Here is a 14445-nt window from a genome sequence, read left to right on the forward strand (position 1 = left end):
GAGACCGGTGTCCGCTTCGCGCAAGGCCGTGGTGGTGACTGCCGCCGGCATCGGCATCGACCGGACGTCCGCGTGAAGACGATCGTGATCACCGGCGGCACGGACGGCATCGGCCGCGCACTCGCCGAGGAGCGGCTCAGCCGGGGAGACCGCGTCATGGTGATCGCGCGCGACCCGGCGAAAGGCCGGGCCTGGCTCGACCACGCCGCCGCGGCCGGAGCCGCCGATCGTGCCTGGTTCGTCGCGGCGGACCTGAGCCTGGTGGCCGAGACGCGCAAGGCCGTCGACACGGTGACGTCAGCCGTCGCGGCGGTCGACGCCCTCGTGCTGTGCGCGCGGCGCTACCGCAGCGAGCGGACGGAGACGCCCGAGGGCATCGAGGAGAACTTCGCGCTGTTCTACCTGAGCCGTTATCTCCTCGGGCACGGCCTCGCCCCGGCACTGGCCCGGGCGGCACGCCCGGTGGTGGTCAACGTGGCCGGTCCCGGCGCCGAGCTCGGCGTGGTGCGCTGGCACGACCTCGAGCTGCGCAGCGACTACCACGGCGGTGCCGCGCTGGGTCAGGGCGGCAAGCTCAACGACCTGCTCGGCGTCGCGTTCGCGCAACGCTACCCGGGGATTGCCTACGTCCTCGTACATCCGGGCGTCACCGCGACCGGCTTCTCCGGCACCTACGACGCTGCGACGCGCGTACACGTCGAAGCGATGCGCCGCACCGCGAAGCCGGTCTCCGCCGCGCTCCCGCCGATCCTCGCCGCGATCGACGAGCCGGCCGGCGCGCTGACCGCGTTTGTCGAGGGCCGCCGGATCGCCGTCGACGGACCGGACTTCGACCCTGGCGCGGCGGCCCGGCTGTGGGCGCTGACCAAGGACCGGCTGGCCGGGCCGGCGCCGGCCACGACCGCGTCGAGGACTCCGGACACGGTCAAGCCGGCTGGTTCTCCGGCACCCGCACCATGCTGAACGTGGTGCGGCGGCGCAGCTTGAAGCCGATGGACTCGTACAGCCGGATGGCGTTGGTGTTGGTCGCCGCGGCGTGCAGGAACGGTGTCTCGCCGCGGCGGCGGATGCCGGCGGCGACCGCCCGGACGAGCCGGGTGGCGAGCCCCTGCCCGCGGTGCGCGGGATCGGTGCAGACCGCGCTGATCTCGGTCCAGCCGGGCGGGTGCAGCCGTTCGCCGGCCATCGCGACGAGCGCGCCGTCCCGGCGGATGCCCAGGTATGTGCCGAGCTCGATGGTACGCGGCCGGAACGGCCCGGGCTTGGTCCGCTCGATGAGGGCGAGGATCTCCGGCACGTCGGCGGCGGTGAGCGGCACCGCCTCGGGGTCGTCGGCGACGTCGACGGCGACGTCGACCAGCTGGACGCCGCCGTCGCGGGCGACGACGTCCCAGCCGTCCGGCGGGGTCAGGCTGGTGCCGGTCAGGGCGATCGTCGCGCCCGGGCCGACGAGTCCGGCGAGGTCGTCCCACACCCGCTCGTCGGCCTGGCCGGAGACGGTGACGAACGGTGCGACGTCCGGGTGGTAGCGGGCGGCCTGTCCCCGGATTTCGGCGAAGGGCCGGTGGTGCGGCCCGGTGAGGGCCGCCCAGACGACGCTGTCGAGAATCTCGCTCGTGGTGCTGTCGGTCGGCGGGTCGGGCGGGTCGACCGCGGACGTCGGGGAGGACACCAGGCTCATCGGTGCCGACCGTGGTGCAGGGTGCCGTACCGGCCTGCGTGGTAGACCAGCGGCGGCGTGAGTTCGTTGTCGGCGTGCTGGCCGGCAACCGGTGCGGCCAGCACGATGGTGTGGTCGCCGGCGGTGATCCGGTCGGTGACCCGGCAGATCAGGCGGGCCGGCACGCCGTGCAGCAGCGGCACGCCCTCCGGGCCGGGTTCCCACGGCACACCCGCGGCGAAGCGGTCGATGCCGCTGGTGGCGAACGTCCGGGCGACGTGCTCGTGCTCGTGGCCCAGGACGTGGACGGCGACCGTGCGGGCGTGCTCGACGGTGCGCCACGCCGACGCGGTGCGGGAAAGGCTGAACGACACCAGCGGCGGGTCGAGTGAGACCGACGTGAACGAGGTGGCGGTGAAGCCGGCCGGGGGAGCGCCCGCGGCGGTGATCACGACGGCGGACGCGGCGTGGTGGCGCAGCAGCCGCCGGAACAGGTCGGCGTCGACAGTGGATGTCTCGGGTCGGACTGGGGCGACGGTCATCACGGACCTCCGAGCGTGATGTACGGACAGCACGGACCGCTCGGCCGGCGTGATGCTGCGCCGAGGTGGTCTGCTGTTGGTTCGACGGGGGAGTGGGCTGCCCGGACGTGCGGGAACGAAGGCGGCGAGGGCCGGTCAGGCCGGGCTGGGGGACGACCGCACGCGACCGACGTCGATGTGACCGCAGATCGCCAACCGTAACGCTGGTGCCATGGCGCAAGTGCAGCAGCACCCGTCGACGGTGTCAACGCTCAGTGGTCCGTCCTGTCGCCCTTGTCACGACCGCGGGGCAAACCATGGACTAATACATACTAAGTACATAGGATAGCTGGGTTATGACTGCTGCCAACCTGACGTCGGCGGGGCGGACGAGCTCCGCGGTCGACGAGGTCACCGGCCTCGTGAGCGACCTCATCCGCATCGACACCACAAACACCGGTGACCCGGCGACGCTCACCGGTGAGCGGGTCGCCGCCGAGTACGTCGCGGAGCGGCTCGCCGAGGCGGGCTACGAGCCCGAGTACGTCGAGTCCGGCGGCCGGGGCCGCGGCAACGTGATCGTCCGCCTGCCCGGTGCCGACCCCGGCCGCGGCGCGCTCCTGGTCCACGGCCACCTCGACGTCGTGCCCGCCGACCCGGCCGAGTGGACCGTCCATCCGCTCTCCGGCGAGGTCCGCGACGGCTACGTCTGGGGCCGCGGCGCCATCGACATGAAGCACATGGTCGGCATGAGCCTGGCCGTCGCCCGGCAGCTCAAGCGCGACGGCACGGTCCCGCCCCGCGACATCGTCTTCGCCTTCCTCGCCGACGAGGAGGCCGGCGGTTTCCAGGGCGCCCGTTGGCTCGTCGAGCACCGCCGGGAGTTCTTCGACGGCGTCACCGAGGCCGTCAGCGAGGTCGGCGGCTTTTCGCTGACCGTGCGCGACGGCGTCCGCGCCTACCTCGTCGAGACCGCGGAGAAGGGCATCATGTGGCTGCGGCTCAAGGTCCGCGGTACCGCCGGCCACGGCTCGATGCTGCACGCCGACAACGCCGTGGCCAAGCTCGCCGCCGCCGTCACCCGCCTCGACGCCCACCGCTTTCCGATCGTGCTGACCGCCCCGGTGCGCGAGTTCCTGCAGGGCGTCGGCGAGCTGACCGGCGTGCCGTTCGACGAGAACGACCCCGAGGCGGCCCTCGGTCGGCTCGGATCGCTCGCCCGGATGATCGGCGCGTCGCTGCGCGACACCGCCAACGTGACGATGTTCCACGCCGGCTACAAGTCCAACGTGGTGCCGTCGCTGGCCGAGGCGACCGTCGACGGCCGGATGCTGCCCGGCCGCGAGGAGGCGTTCGAACGGACCCTCGCCGAGCTGCTCGGACCCGACGTCGAGCTGGAGTGGGACAGCCTTCCGCCCGTTGAGACGACCTTCGACGGACACCTGGTGGACGCCATGGCGGCGGCGATCTCAGCCGAAGACCCCGGAGCGCGGGTGCTGCCGTACATGCTCTCCGCCGGTACCGACGCGAAGTCCTTCCAGCGGCTCGGCATCCGCCACTTCGGGTTCGCGCCGCTGCGGCTGCCCCCGGACCTCGACTTCACGGCGCTGTTCCACGGCGTCGACGAACGCGTCCCGGTCGACGGCCTGGAGTTCGGCACCCGGGTCCTGACGCGGCTGCTCCTGAGCAGCTGACGAGGAGCCCGATCAGCGACGTGCGACCCGGGTCATGGCCCTGTGTACAGGATCGCGTCGACCTCGATGTCGAAGCCGTTCAGCGCAACCGGGATGGTGGTGCGTACGGGCAGGTTCTCCATGCCGAAGAACTCGACGTACACCTGGTTCATCTCCGCGAAATCGGCGAAGTCGCGCAGGTAGACGCCGACCCGCACGGCCTGGCTGAGCTCCGCGCCGGCCGCCTCGGCCACCTTGGCGAGGTTGGTGAACGCGGCTCGGGCCTGCTCCAGGAACGTCCCCTGCACCCACGTCCCGTCGGGTCGCACCGGGCAGGCGCCGGCGAGGTAGACGGTGTCGCCGGCGACGACGGCCTGCGAGTACGGGCCGCCGGGCGGGGCGGCCTGGTCGGTGTGCACGATGTGCTTCGGCATGGCGTGGTTCAGCCTTCCTGATGGTGTCGGGTCAGTTTCGGGTAACAGGGAACTGCTCGGTGAGGCCGTCGGCGCCGACGAGCGGCGTGACGAGCATGGCCCGGAGCATGTCGGTGCGGCGGTTGAGGGCCTGGCGCTGCTCCGGGGTCAGTGGGATCCAAGGGCGGGGTGGCTCGGGGAGCAGTGGCGGGAGCAGGCGTCCGGCGATGTAGGTGGCCTCGTTGACGAGGCGCTGCTTGGCGCTGCGGCGCTGCTGGTGCACGTCGACGAGCTCGAACGGTCCGTCCTCGACGCGGAACACCGCCACGTCGGCGGGGGCGCCGGGGGCGAGGGTGCCGACGCCCTCGGGCAGCCCGAGGGCGCGCGCGGGCCGGATCGTGGTCGCCGCCACGACCTCTTCTACGGGCAGCCCGACGGCGAGGAGCTTCGCCATCGTGGTCGGCAGGTCGAACACCGGCCCGTACAGGCAGCGGGCGTGCAGGTCGGTGGAGATCGTGTGCGGCACGAGCCCGGCCTCCAACTGCGCCTCGAGGGTGTCGAAGGCGAAGCCGCCCGAGCCGTGGCCGATGTCGAGGAGGACGCCGTTCGCGTACGCGTCGCGCATGGCCGGGCTGACCCGCCCCGGACCTGCGGCGATCGCGGAGGCACAGTGGGTGATGATGTCGCCTGGGCGCAGCAGTGCGAGGACCTCGTCGAGCGACGGTGGCGCGGCGCCGATGTGCACCATCACAGGCACCGCGCACGCCTCGGCCACGGCGATGCCGCGCCGCAGCGGCGTGACCCCGTGCCGGCCGACGGTCTCCCGGTCGACGCGGACCTTCACGCCGACGAGGAGGTCGCGGTTGTCGCGCATGGTCTCGATCGCGAGGTCGACGTCGCAGTTGTCGAGCTCGCGGTTCTCGCCGGTGCGCCCGGTGAGCCCGACCGCGGAGATGTTGAGCAGGGCCGGGACGCGGACCCGCCGGTGCCGCAGCGAGGCGCGGAAGGCGTCGACGGAGTAGGCTCCGCTGGAGCCGGCGTCGACCCAGGTGGTGACTCCGGAATACCAGGCGACCGGGTCCGGGTCGATGCCCCAGTAGGTGGCACCGGTGTGGACGTGCGTGTGCATGTCGACGAGGCCCGGCGTGAGCACCTTGCCGGTGACGTCGACGACCTCGGTGGTCGCGTCGCGAGGCAGGTCCGGTGCGACGGCGGCGATTCGGCCGCCGTGCACGGCGACGTCGAACCGGCCCACGTGCCCGCCGCCCACGTCGATGACCCGGCCGCCGGTGAACAGCAGGTCACCGCTCACCGGGGACCGCGTTTCGTGCGTTGCCGATCTCGAGCCGGTAGAGCCGGGTGGGGCGGCCCTTGCGGTTGACCTGTGCGCTGCCTTCGGGGGTCACGAGGCCGTGCTCGCTGAGCTTGCGGATGAGCCGCCGCCCGCTCGGGTCGGTGATGCCGAGGGAGCTTGCCAGGTCGCCCGGTGAGATCGCTGTGCCGTTCAGGCTGCGCTCGAGCGCCGACAGCCGCGACAAGGTGGCCGGACTCAGACCGACTTCCCGCGCCAGGTCTTCCAGCGCTGGGCCGTGTTCGCGGTACGTGAAGGCGAGCGAGCTTCCCGCGGCACCCATCGGGCCGATCATGACGCCGCTGTCCTCGATGAGGTACGCCCCGGGGGAGCCGTCCTGCTCAGCGCGTGCGGCGGCGCGCTCGGCGAGGGCGACGCACGTGCGCGCCGATGCGCCGACGCCGAACCCGGCCACGACCCGCACGCCGAGGCTCTCGTGAGCCTGGGTCAGGACCGGAAGACCGACCCAGTTGTGGGTGACCGTCTCGAACAGGGCACGGTGCGCGAAGACGACAACGCCGCGGCGGTCGCGGTCCTCGATCCAGGCGTCGGCGAACTCGGGCGTGTTGAGCAGCATGTTCATCAGGCCGACGCGGGCGCGGTCGAGGTCCGGGGAGTGGCTGACGATCAGGAAGACACCCGCGGCGAACCGCAGTTCGCTGGCCCGCTTCGACTGGATGCGCAGCGCGAGGTCGTGCAGGTCGGCGCGGAGCGTGGCGATCCCGGGCAGGCCGCTGAGCACCGCTGTCTCGGCACCGAGCTCGGCCATCACGCCGGTGCGGACGCTGATCACGTACGAGCCGCCGGAGCGGGTCAGGAACTCCCGGTGGAACGCGACGATGTCGGTGACGGACTGGTCGGGGTCGAACGGCAGGCAGGCGATATCGGCGCGGTTGAGGCCGAGCGCGTAGGCGACCTCGTCGACCGTCTCCTGGGTGAAGGTGTCGATGCTCACCGGAGTCGCGGGCAGGCCCCGCGCGAGTGCCCGGCACCAGCTCAAGGCGAGGTCAAGGCCGGCCGGCCTGGTCACGGTGACCTGCAGGTCGGCCGGCAGGAGGTCGCGGCACCGGGCGTAGGGCACCGAGCCGAGGAGCAGGCCGTCGACGTGCCTCCGGTCGAGCAGGGCACGGACCCCGTCGCGGATCTCGCTCTCCTGCTCATAGACGACCCATTCGATGGTCACCCCGGTCAACGTGCGGGCGGCGTCCGCGAACAGGTCGCGATGACTTGCGTGGACGACGAGGCCGATCACCATCACCACCGGCACGTGGGTACTCCTCGGTCTGGTACATACGATCTGGTTCGTAAGTAGCTCGTATGAGCCGGTTCCAAGCGTGCGGCTTGGAACCGGGATGGTCAAGCACGGATTCTCGCGCAGGCGACCGGAAACGACAGGAAGGCACCACATGGACCTCGACTGGCGGACCAAGGGCTTCTGGCTGCCGGACGCCGCGACCGACGTGGCGACCTTCGCGGCGGCGGGTCACAGCCTTTTCGACGGCGGGTTCACCTGGCCGTTGCTCGTCGCACGCCGGTCGGCGGTCGAGCACAACCTGCGGACGATGGTCGCCTTCTGCGCTCGGCGCGGTCTCGCGTTCGCGCCGCACGTGAAGACGACGATGGCGCCGAAGCTGATCGCCGCACAGCTGGACGCGGGCGCCTGGGGCGTGACCACGGCCACCGCCAACCAGGCGCTGATCTGCCGGAACCTGGGCGTGCCGCGGGTGCTGCTGGCCAACCAGCTCCTCGACCCGACCGTGCTGCGGTGGGCGGCACGGCAGGCACAGGACGGCTTCGACCTGCTGTTCCAGGTTGACTCGAGGCAAGGTGTTCGGGCCGCGGCCGGACTGCCGCTGCGCGTCCTCGTCGAGTTGGGTCACCCCGGCGGGCGCACCGGCTGCCGTACCGTTGAGGAGCTTCTCGCGGTCGCACGGGCGGTCGACGCCGCGCCGGGCCTGACGCTCGCCGGCGTGGCCGCGTACGAGGGTGGACTCCCGGGGCTCGAGCAGGTCCTGGCCTTCCTCGACGGGCTGCGCGGCGCGGTCGCCGCCCTCGCCGGGCACGGGCTGCTCGGCCCGGAGGTGGTCGTGGCGACCGGGGGCAGTGCCTGGTTCGACCTCGTCGCCGACCGCCTCGCCGGGCAGTGGTTACCCGGACGTGCGGTGCGGCTCGTGCTGCGCAGCGGCGCGTATGTCAGCCACGACGACGGCTTCTACCGGGAGCGGACGCCGTTCAACCGCCTCGGCGGCGAGCGCCTTCGCCCCGCGCTGGAGATCTGGGCGCAGGTCCTGTCCACTCCCGAGCCCGGCCTGGCCATCGTCGGGATGGGCAAGCGCGACGTCTCCTTCGACGAGGGGCTGCCGGAGCCGGCCGCCGTCCGGCGCGCCGACGGCACTGTCGTACCGGCCGTCGGGATGACCGTGACCAGGGTGAACGACCACCACGGGTACCTGTCGACCGGGGGCGTCGAGGTCGAGCCGGGCGACCTCGTGCGGTTCGGGATCTCGCACCCGTGTACCGCCTTCGACAAGTGGCGGGCGATCCCATACATCGATGATGACGGAATGGTTACGGACGTGCTGCAGACCTGCTTCTGACCCGGCGACTCTTGACTTGCGGGTGATCCGCGTCTCACGCTAGGGGCCACGCTTCTACGAACTACTTACGAACCTAGCCCGTATTTAGGGAGACGCGATGCATGTTCGCCTGATGGGTGCGCTCGGCGCCCTGCTCTCGGCCGGGCTCCTCGTCGCCGGCTGCGCGCCGTCCACCGCGCCCGCGACCGGGGGAACCGAGGACAAGACGACCGGCACGCTGCGCGTGTGGCTGTTCGACGAGCCCAACCGCGCGCCGAAGGAGAAGGTCGTGGGCGAGGCCGTCAAGGAGTTCACGGCCGCGCACAAGGACGTGACGGTCGACGTCAGCTACATCGCCGTCCAGACGCGCAGCGAACGGTTCAAGGGTGCGTTCAACGACCCGGCCAGCGCACCCGACGTCGTCGAGTACGGCAACACCGACCTGCCCGAATACGTCGCGGCCGGCGGCCTCGCCGATGTGGGCAAGGACGTCGACGGCTGGGCCGAGGGCAAGGAACTCGGCGCCGACCTGCGGGGCAGCGCCACCGTCGACGGCAAGCTCTACGGCGTGCCGTGGTATGTCGGCGTCCGGGCCCTCTACTACCGCACCGACGTCTTCACCGAGCTCGGCCTCACCCCGCCGGCCTCGCAGGAGGAGTTGTTCGCCGCGGCCCGCAAGATCCGCGCGACCAGACCGGAGCTGCTCGGCATCGCCGTGGGCGGGAAGTACACCTTCGGTGCCCTGCCGTTCGTCTGGGACGCCGGCGGGGACCTCGCCACCAAGTCGGGGACCGGCTACACGGCGGCGATCAACTCGCCGCAGTCGAAGGTCGGCGTGAAGGCGTACACCGACCTGATCAAGCCCGACATCTGCCCGCCCCAGCAGTGTGCCGACCTCACCGGCGGCAAGACCGTCGAGCTGTTCGCCAGCGGTAAGGCGGGCATGGCCATCCTCGGCAACTTCAACCGCGCGGCGGTGGACGCCGGCGCGGCCAAGGGCAAGTACGCGGTCGTCCCGCTCCCTGGCGTCAAGGCCGGCTCGGTCGCCCCGGCGTTCGCCGGCGGCAACAACCTCGGCGTCATGAAGAGCACCCAGCACCGCACGCTCGCCGCGGACTTCATGAAGCTGCTCGCCGGCAAGAAGTACCAGCAACAGATGTACGACGCGATGGGCAACCTGCCGACGCTCACCTCGGCGCGGACCGAGCTGGCCGGCAAGGAGCCGTTCCTGAAGCCGTTCCTCGACACCATCGCCGCCGGCACCCGCTTCGTCCCGCTGGACGCGGCCTGGGGCAAGATCGACGCCCAGGCCGTCATCCCGACCATGCTGGAGAAGATTGTCACCGGACGCGCCACCGTCGATCAGGCGACCGAAGAGGCGGCAACCGCGATGAAGGCCGCGTTCGCCAAGTGACGACCATCCCGATGGCGCCGGCGGACCCGGACATCCGGGTCCGCCGCCCCGCCACGCGCGGCGCCGACCGGCGCCGGGCCGCCCGCCGGACCCCGTTGTGGCTGCTGCTGCCCACGGCGGCCGTCCTGCTGCCGCTGTTCGCCTACCCGATCTACCAGCTCGGTCTGCTGTCCGTGCTGGACTTCCGGCAGGCGCAGGTCAGCGGCGGCCAGCCGACCCGGTTCGTCGGGCTCGACAACTACCGGGCCCTCGTCGGTGACGGCACGTTCTGGTCCGTGCTCGTCGCCACCGTCGGCTTCGCAGCCGCCTGTGTCGTGGCCACCCTCGCCGTCGGCGCCGCCCTCGCCGTGCTGCTGACCAGGGTGAGCCGCTGGCCCAGGGCCGCGCTGTCGCTCGCCGCGATGGCCGCCTGGGCCGCTCCGGCGATCACCGGCTCCACTGTCTGGATGTTCCTCTTCGACGCCAACCTCGGCCTCGTCAACCAGGTGCTCGGCCTCGACGGCCACAACTGGATGTACGACCGGTACAGCGCTTTCGCCCTCGTCGGCGCGGTGGTCGTCTGGCACTCGTTCCCGTTCGTGATGGTCACGCTCTACGCCGGCATCCGCGCGATCCCGGACAGCACCCTGGAGGCCGCCGCCCTGGACGGGGCCGGCACCTGGCAGACCTTCTGGCGCATCGTCGTGCCGATGCTGCGCCCGCTGCTGGCCATCGTGGTGATCCAGTCGATCATCTGGGACTTCAAGATCTTCACCCAGATCTACGTGATGACCGGCGGCGGAGGCATCGCCGGGCAGAACCTCACCCTCAACGTCTACGCCTACCAGCAGGCGTTCGCCGCCTCCGAGTACGGCCTCGGCTCCGCGATCGGCGTCGTCATGATGCTCATCCTGCTCGGCGTCACGCTCGTCTACCTCCGCGCGCTGCGCCGCGAAGGCGAGGCGCTGTGAGGATCCGACGCCGTGTCGCCGACGCGACCGCGATCCTGGTCGCCCTGGTCACGATCTTCCCCATCTACTGGATGCTGCTGTCCGCGGTCAAGCCGGCCGGGGAGGTGCAGTCGTTGCACCAGCGGCCGTGGACCCTCGCGCCGTCGCTGGACAGCTTCCGGCGCGTGCTCGGCGTCGAGAACTTCGGACGGTACTTCCTCAACAGCCTCATCGTCGCGCTCCTCGTCGTCGCGCTCTCCGCCGGCATCGCGTTCCTGGCCGCGGTGGCGGTGACCAGGTTCCGGTTCCGGTTCCGCGCCACGATCCTCGTGCTGTTCCTGGTGGCGCAGATGGTGCCCATCGAGGCGCTGACCATCCCGCTGTTCTTCCTGATCCGCGACATCGGCAGCGCCGTCCCCGGGGTCGGCCTCAACACGCTCGGCTCCCTCGTGCTGGTGCATCTCGCGTTCACGCTCCCGTTCGCGATCTGGATGCTGCGCGGCTTCGTCGCCGCCGTGCCCGAGGAGATCGAGGAGGCGGCGCTGCTCGACGGCGCCAGCCGCTTCACGGTGCTGTGGCGGATCCTCTTCCCGCTCGTCGCGCCCGGGCTCGCGGCGACGAGCGTCTTCTCGTTCATCACCGCGTGGAACGACTTCCTGTTCGCCCGTACCTTCATCATCAGCGCGACCGACAACCAGACCCTGCCGATGGCGCTGCTCGTCTTCTTCAAGCCCGACGAGAACGACTGGGGCGGCATCATGGCCGCGTCGGTCCTCATGACCGTGCCCGTGCTCGTCTTCTTCGTTGTTGTGCGCCGCCGCCTCGTTGCGGGTCTCGGCGGGGCGGTGAAGGACTGATGATCCCAAGACCCTCCACAGTGGAGTACCGGCTCGGTGCGTTCGTGCTGTCCGACCGGACCGTCCTGCACGCCGAACCGAGGCTCGCCGGGGTCGCGGCGTGGCTGCGTGCCACGCTCGGCCCGCCGACCGGTGCGACGCTGCCGCCCGGCACCGTCACGCCGGCCGGCGCGGACGCCGTCGTGCTGCGATTGGACGGCACGCTGCCCGCGAGCGGCTACCGGCTCCGCGTCACCACGGATCGGATCGACCTCGCCGGCGGCGACCCCGCCGGCGTCTTCCACGGCGCGCAGACCCTCCGGCAGCTGTTGCCGCCGGAGACCCTGCGCCGCGCCAGGATCGGCGCCGGCCCGTGGCGGGTGCCGGCCGTCGAGATCACCGACGCGCCGCGCTTCTCCTGGCGCGGCTGCATGCTCGACGTCGCCCGGCACTTCATGCCCAAAGCCGACGTGCTGCGCTTCGTCGACCTCCTCGCCCTGCACAAGCTCAACGTGCTGCACCTGCACCTCACCGACGACCAGGGCTGGCGCCTGCCCAGCCGGCGCTACCCGCTGCTGACCGAGACCGGAGCCTGGCGCGCCGAGAGCATGCGCGGCTCCCGCCACCACGAACAGCACGACGGCCGGCCCCACGGGGGCTTCTACACCGCGGACGACCTTCGCGAGATCGTCGCGTACGCCGCGGAACGACACATCACCGTCGTTCCCGAGGTCGACCTTCCCGGCCACACCCAGGCCGCCGTCGCCGCGTACCCGTGGCTCGGCAACGGCGGCCCACCCGTGCCGGTGCGGACCAGCTGGGGCATCTCATCCCACGTCCTCAACGTTTCCGACGTCGCGCTCGACTTCTGCCGCCACATCATCGATGAGGTCTGCGACATCTTCCCCGGCCCGTACATCGGCATCGGCGGCGACGAGTGCCCCAAGGACGAGTGGCGGGCCAGCCCGCTCGCCCAGCAGCGGATGCGCGACCTCGGCCTGCCCGACGAGGAGGCGCTGTTCAGCTGGTTCGTCGGCCGGCTCGCCGCCCACGCGGCGGGTCACGGCAGGCGGATCTACGGCTGGGACGAGATCCTGGCGGGAGGCGCGCCGGCCGGCGCCGCCATCGCTGCCTGGCGCGGCCCCGAGATGACGGCGCTGGCCGCTCGTGCCGGCCACGACGTGGTCGCCTGCCCCGACATGTCCGTCTACCTCGACTACCGCCAGACCGACGACCCCGGCGAGCCGATCCCGGTCGGCACCGTGCTGTCCCTGGCCGACGTCCACGCCTTCGAGCCGGTGCCCGACGGGCTGACCGGCGCGGAGGCGGCACGGGTGATCGGCGCCCAGTGCAACGTCTGGACCGAGCACATGGATTCCACCCGCGCCGTCGACTACATGGTCTTCCCGCGACTTTGTGCCTTCGCCGAGGTCGCGTGGGGCCCGCGGGACCGCGACCACGACGACTTCCAGCGACGGCTGGCGGAGCACCTGCCGCGTCTGGACGCGCTCGGCGTCGAATACCGGCGACCGGAGGGCCCGCGACCATGGCAGACGCGCCCGGACGCGCTGGGCCGCCCACGGGCTGCGGACGAACGCCGTGCCGAGCTCCTGGAGCTCACGGCGTCCCTCCGCACACCGCCGCCCGGCGCGTGAACGGGTTCCCGCGCATTTTTCCGAGGTCCGACTCGTACCCGATACCTACGCCATTCGGTTGGTGGGGGAGTGGGCACCTGCTGGCCATCGTTGATGTGGGCGGTGCGGGACGTCACTGTTCGCCACCCTGCCGACCGATATCGGCTGCCGATGGCTTCACGTCGCATCGCAGATGTCCGGTGAGTGAGCGGCGCATCGCTGGTCCGCGAGTTCGCGTGATTTGCGCACCCTGCGGCTCTCAGCTCGGTGCACCTGCGGTCGGGCTGCGGCACAACTTCGTTACGGCGGCGATGTCCGCGTCGTTCAGGCCAGTTGCTTCGGCCTTGTTGTGTCGCTGCTGCACTGCGCTGGCTACTGATCTGTCACCCATGTCCTGAGACCCGGCAGAACCAACTCAGGTAACCCACCTACTCCGCCGACGGATCCTGCTCCCCAGCTAACATCCACGACCGCAGATCACTGAAATCGGGTCAGAGCCAGTTTTCAACCGTCGTTGACACACCGCACCTACCGCACGTGTCCGGGCGGTGGATCTCCACCCGGTCGGGCCGGTCCACCTGGCGCAGCCTGAACCCGGCCTCGCCGGGCTGCTTGCCCGGCGGGCGGCCTGACACTTCCCGCCGTGACCGTCGCGGCGCCTTGCCCGGCCCGTCTGATGACGGCGGTCTCGACGAGGTGCGGGAGTCCTTACGCAGCAACGCTTCCAGTTAGGCGACCCGGCGGGTCAGCGCCTCGCTCCGGGCGTCGTGTTCCACGATCGCCGCGTCCCGTTCGGCGAGAACTGTTTCCAGCCGCGCCAACCGCTCCAGCACCTGGCGAGAGGCAGCGAACCGGACACGCCGCCAGGATGCATCAGACCACCCGGCAAGATCAAGACCTACGCTGACTGGGAATCAGCTGAATGGATACGCCTCGGTGCTGTCGTCGGCCCGCATCGATGGCAAATGCTGCAATTTCTTTGATCGACGGACGGCATTGCATGCCTTGACGCTCTTCGATTGCCGTGCAAGCATCGATGAGTGAAACGGGGTTGAAGCGTTGATCTCCGACGTGCTTCCGCAATTCGATCATGGGGGTAATGTGCCACACGAAGCGACCGGCGTAGCCAGAGCTTGCGGATGCTGACGCATCGCACGGATCGGCTGTCTTTGTCTTAGGATTACGTGGCTGAATCTTGCGTTCGGCGTTGGCTGCCGCGCAGGGTCACGTTCGCGAATTCCGCATTCGCTCCACGTCCGGTTGCGATGAATCACGTTGCCCGAAATACGTTGGAGAATCGGCGGTCTGGCATCACCTTTATGCGTATTGTTGTGCGCCGCGCGGGGTCTGCCTTTCGGCCACCTCGATCGCAGTTCTTGAAGAGTTCAGCGTGCCTTGTGAACGGCAGGCGAACGTCTGCTGTTCTGCGAGCGTGCCA

General features: G+C 70.8%; 14 protein-coding genes. 7 read left to right on the forward strand and 7 right to left on the reverse strand.

Annotated elements, in window-relative coordinates; translation table 11 throughout:
• The first annotated feature begins 72 nt into the window (after positions 1 to 72).
• Positions 73 to 963: an SDR family NAD(P)-dependent oxidoreductase gene (locus Dfulv_RS20485; protein ID WP_259865709.1), complete on the forward strand. Its 891-nt coding sequence runs from the start codon at positions 73 to 75 to the stop codon at positions 961 to 963.
• On the opposite strand, the gene Dfulv_RS20490 is transcribed toward Dfulv_RS20485, so the two are convergent.
• A complete protein-coding gene (locus tag Dfulv_RS20490; RefSeq protein WP_259865711.1) occupies positions 926 to 1681 on the reverse strand; it encodes a GNAT family N-acetyltransferase in 756 nt (251 codons plus the stop codon). The genes Dfulv_RS20485 and Dfulv_RS20490 overlap by 38 nt on opposite strands.
• Positions 1678 to 2202 carry a flavin reductase family protein gene (locus Dfulv_RS20495; RefSeq protein ID WP_259865713.1) on the reverse strand — a complete coding sequence of 175 codons (525 nt, stop codon included), beginning with the start codon at positions 2200 to 2202 and terminating at the stop codon, positions 1678 to 1680. Before Dfulv_RS20495 ends, Dfulv_RS20490 begins: the two co-directional genes overlap by 4 nt.
• Positions 2203 to 2537: 335 nt before the next feature.
• Here Dfulv_RS20495 and Dfulv_RS20500 point away from each other — a divergent pair, with 335 nt between their 5' ends.
• Positions 2538 to 3875, forward strand: a complete 1338-nt coding sequence (locus Dfulv_RS20500) for a M20/M25/M40 family metallo-hydrolase (RefSeq protein ID WP_259865715.1) — start codon at positions 2538 to 2540, stop codon at positions 3873 to 3875.
• Between the two features lie 32 nt (positions 3876 to 3907).
• On the opposite strand, the gene Dfulv_RS20505 is transcribed toward Dfulv_RS20500, so the two are convergent.
• The 3 genes from Dfulv_RS20505 to Dfulv_RS20515 are packed head-to-tail and all read right to left on the reverse strand — an operon-like array spanning position 3908 to position 6885.
• Complete coding sequence (locus Dfulv_RS20505) at positions 3908 to 4288, reverse strand: RidA family protein (protein ID WP_259865717.1); 381 nt, start codon at positions 4286 to 4288, stop codon at positions 3908 to 3910.
• A gap of 31 nt (positions 4289 to 4319) precedes the next feature.
• A complete protein-coding gene (locus tag Dfulv_RS20510; RefSeq protein ID WP_259865719.1) occupies positions 4320 to 5579 on the reverse strand; it encodes an amidohydrolase/deacetylase family metallohydrolase in 1260 nt (419 codons plus the stop codon).
• The gene (locus tag Dfulv_RS20515) at positions 5569 to 6885 is read right to left on the reverse strand and encodes a MarR family transcriptional regulator (RefSeq protein WP_259865721.1); all 1317 of its coding nucleotides are present in this window, start codon (positions 6883 to 6885) and stop codon (positions 5569 to 5571) included. The genes Dfulv_RS20510 and Dfulv_RS20515 overlap by 11 nt, the downstream gene beginning before the upstream one ends.
• A 139-nt stretch (positions 6886 to 7024) precedes the next feature.
• On the opposite strand from Dfulv_RS20515, the gene Dfulv_RS20520 reads away from it, so the two are divergent.
• The 5 genes from Dfulv_RS20520 to Dfulv_RS20540 all read left to right on the forward strand — a co-directional run bounded on the left by Dfulv_RS20520 (position 7025) and on the right by Dfulv_RS20540 (position 13028).
• Positions 7025 to 8215 (forward strand): alanine racemase, encoded by a 1191-nt coding sequence (locus Dfulv_RS20520; protein ID WP_259865723.1) that lies wholly within the window; start codon positions 7025 to 7027, stop codon positions 8213 to 8215.
• 97 nt (positions 8216 to 8312) lie between these two features.
• Positions 8313 to 9608 carry an extracellular solute-binding protein gene (locus Dfulv_RS20525; protein ID WP_259865725.1) on the forward strand — a complete coding sequence of 432 codons (1296 nt, stop codon included), beginning with the start codon at positions 8313 to 8315 and terminating at the stop codon, positions 9606 to 9608.
• Complete coding sequence (locus Dfulv_RS48410) at positions 9605 to 10558, forward strand: carbohydrate ABC transporter permease (RefSeq protein ID WP_264675840.1); 954 nt, start codon at positions 9605 to 9607, stop codon at positions 10556 to 10558. The genes Dfulv_RS20525 and Dfulv_RS48410 overlap by 4 nt, the downstream gene beginning before the upstream one ends.
• On the forward strand, positions 10555 to 11394 hold the full coding sequence (locus tag Dfulv_RS20535) for a carbohydrate ABC transporter permease (protein ID WP_259865727.1): 840 nt from the start codon (positions 10555 to 10557) through the stop codon (positions 11392 to 11394). The genes Dfulv_RS48410 and Dfulv_RS20535 overlap by 4 nt, the downstream gene beginning before the upstream one ends.
• Positions 11394 to 13028 carry a beta-N-acetylhexosaminidase gene (locus Dfulv_RS20540; protein WP_259865729.1) on the forward strand — a complete coding sequence of 545 codons (1635 nt, stop codon included), beginning with the start codon at positions 11394 to 11396 and terminating at the stop codon, positions 13026 to 13028. Before Dfulv_RS20535 ends, Dfulv_RS20540 begins: the two co-directional genes overlap by 1 nt.
• Before the next feature lie 470 nt (positions 13029 to 13498).
• Here Dfulv_RS20540 and Dfulv_RS48860 read toward each other — a convergent pair whose 3' ends face one another.
• Positions 13499 to 13726: a DUF6444 domain-containing protein gene (locus Dfulv_RS48860; protein ID WP_406567977.1), complete on the reverse strand. Its 228-nt coding sequence runs from the start codon at positions 13724 to 13726 to the stop codon at positions 13499 to 13501.
• A gap of 172 nt (positions 13727 to 13898) precedes the next feature.
• Entirely contained in the window at positions 13899 to 14099 is a 201-nt protein-coding gene (locus Dfulv_RS20545) for a hypothetical protein (protein WP_259865730.1), read from the reverse strand.
• Between the last annotated feature and the right edge of the window lie 346 nt (positions 14100 to 14445).

The organism is Dactylosporangium fulvum (genome assembly GCF_025137375.1).
Classification (GTDB): Bacteria; Actinomycetota; Actinomycetes; order Mycobacteriales; family Micromonosporaceae; genus Dactylosporangium; species Dactylosporangium fulvum.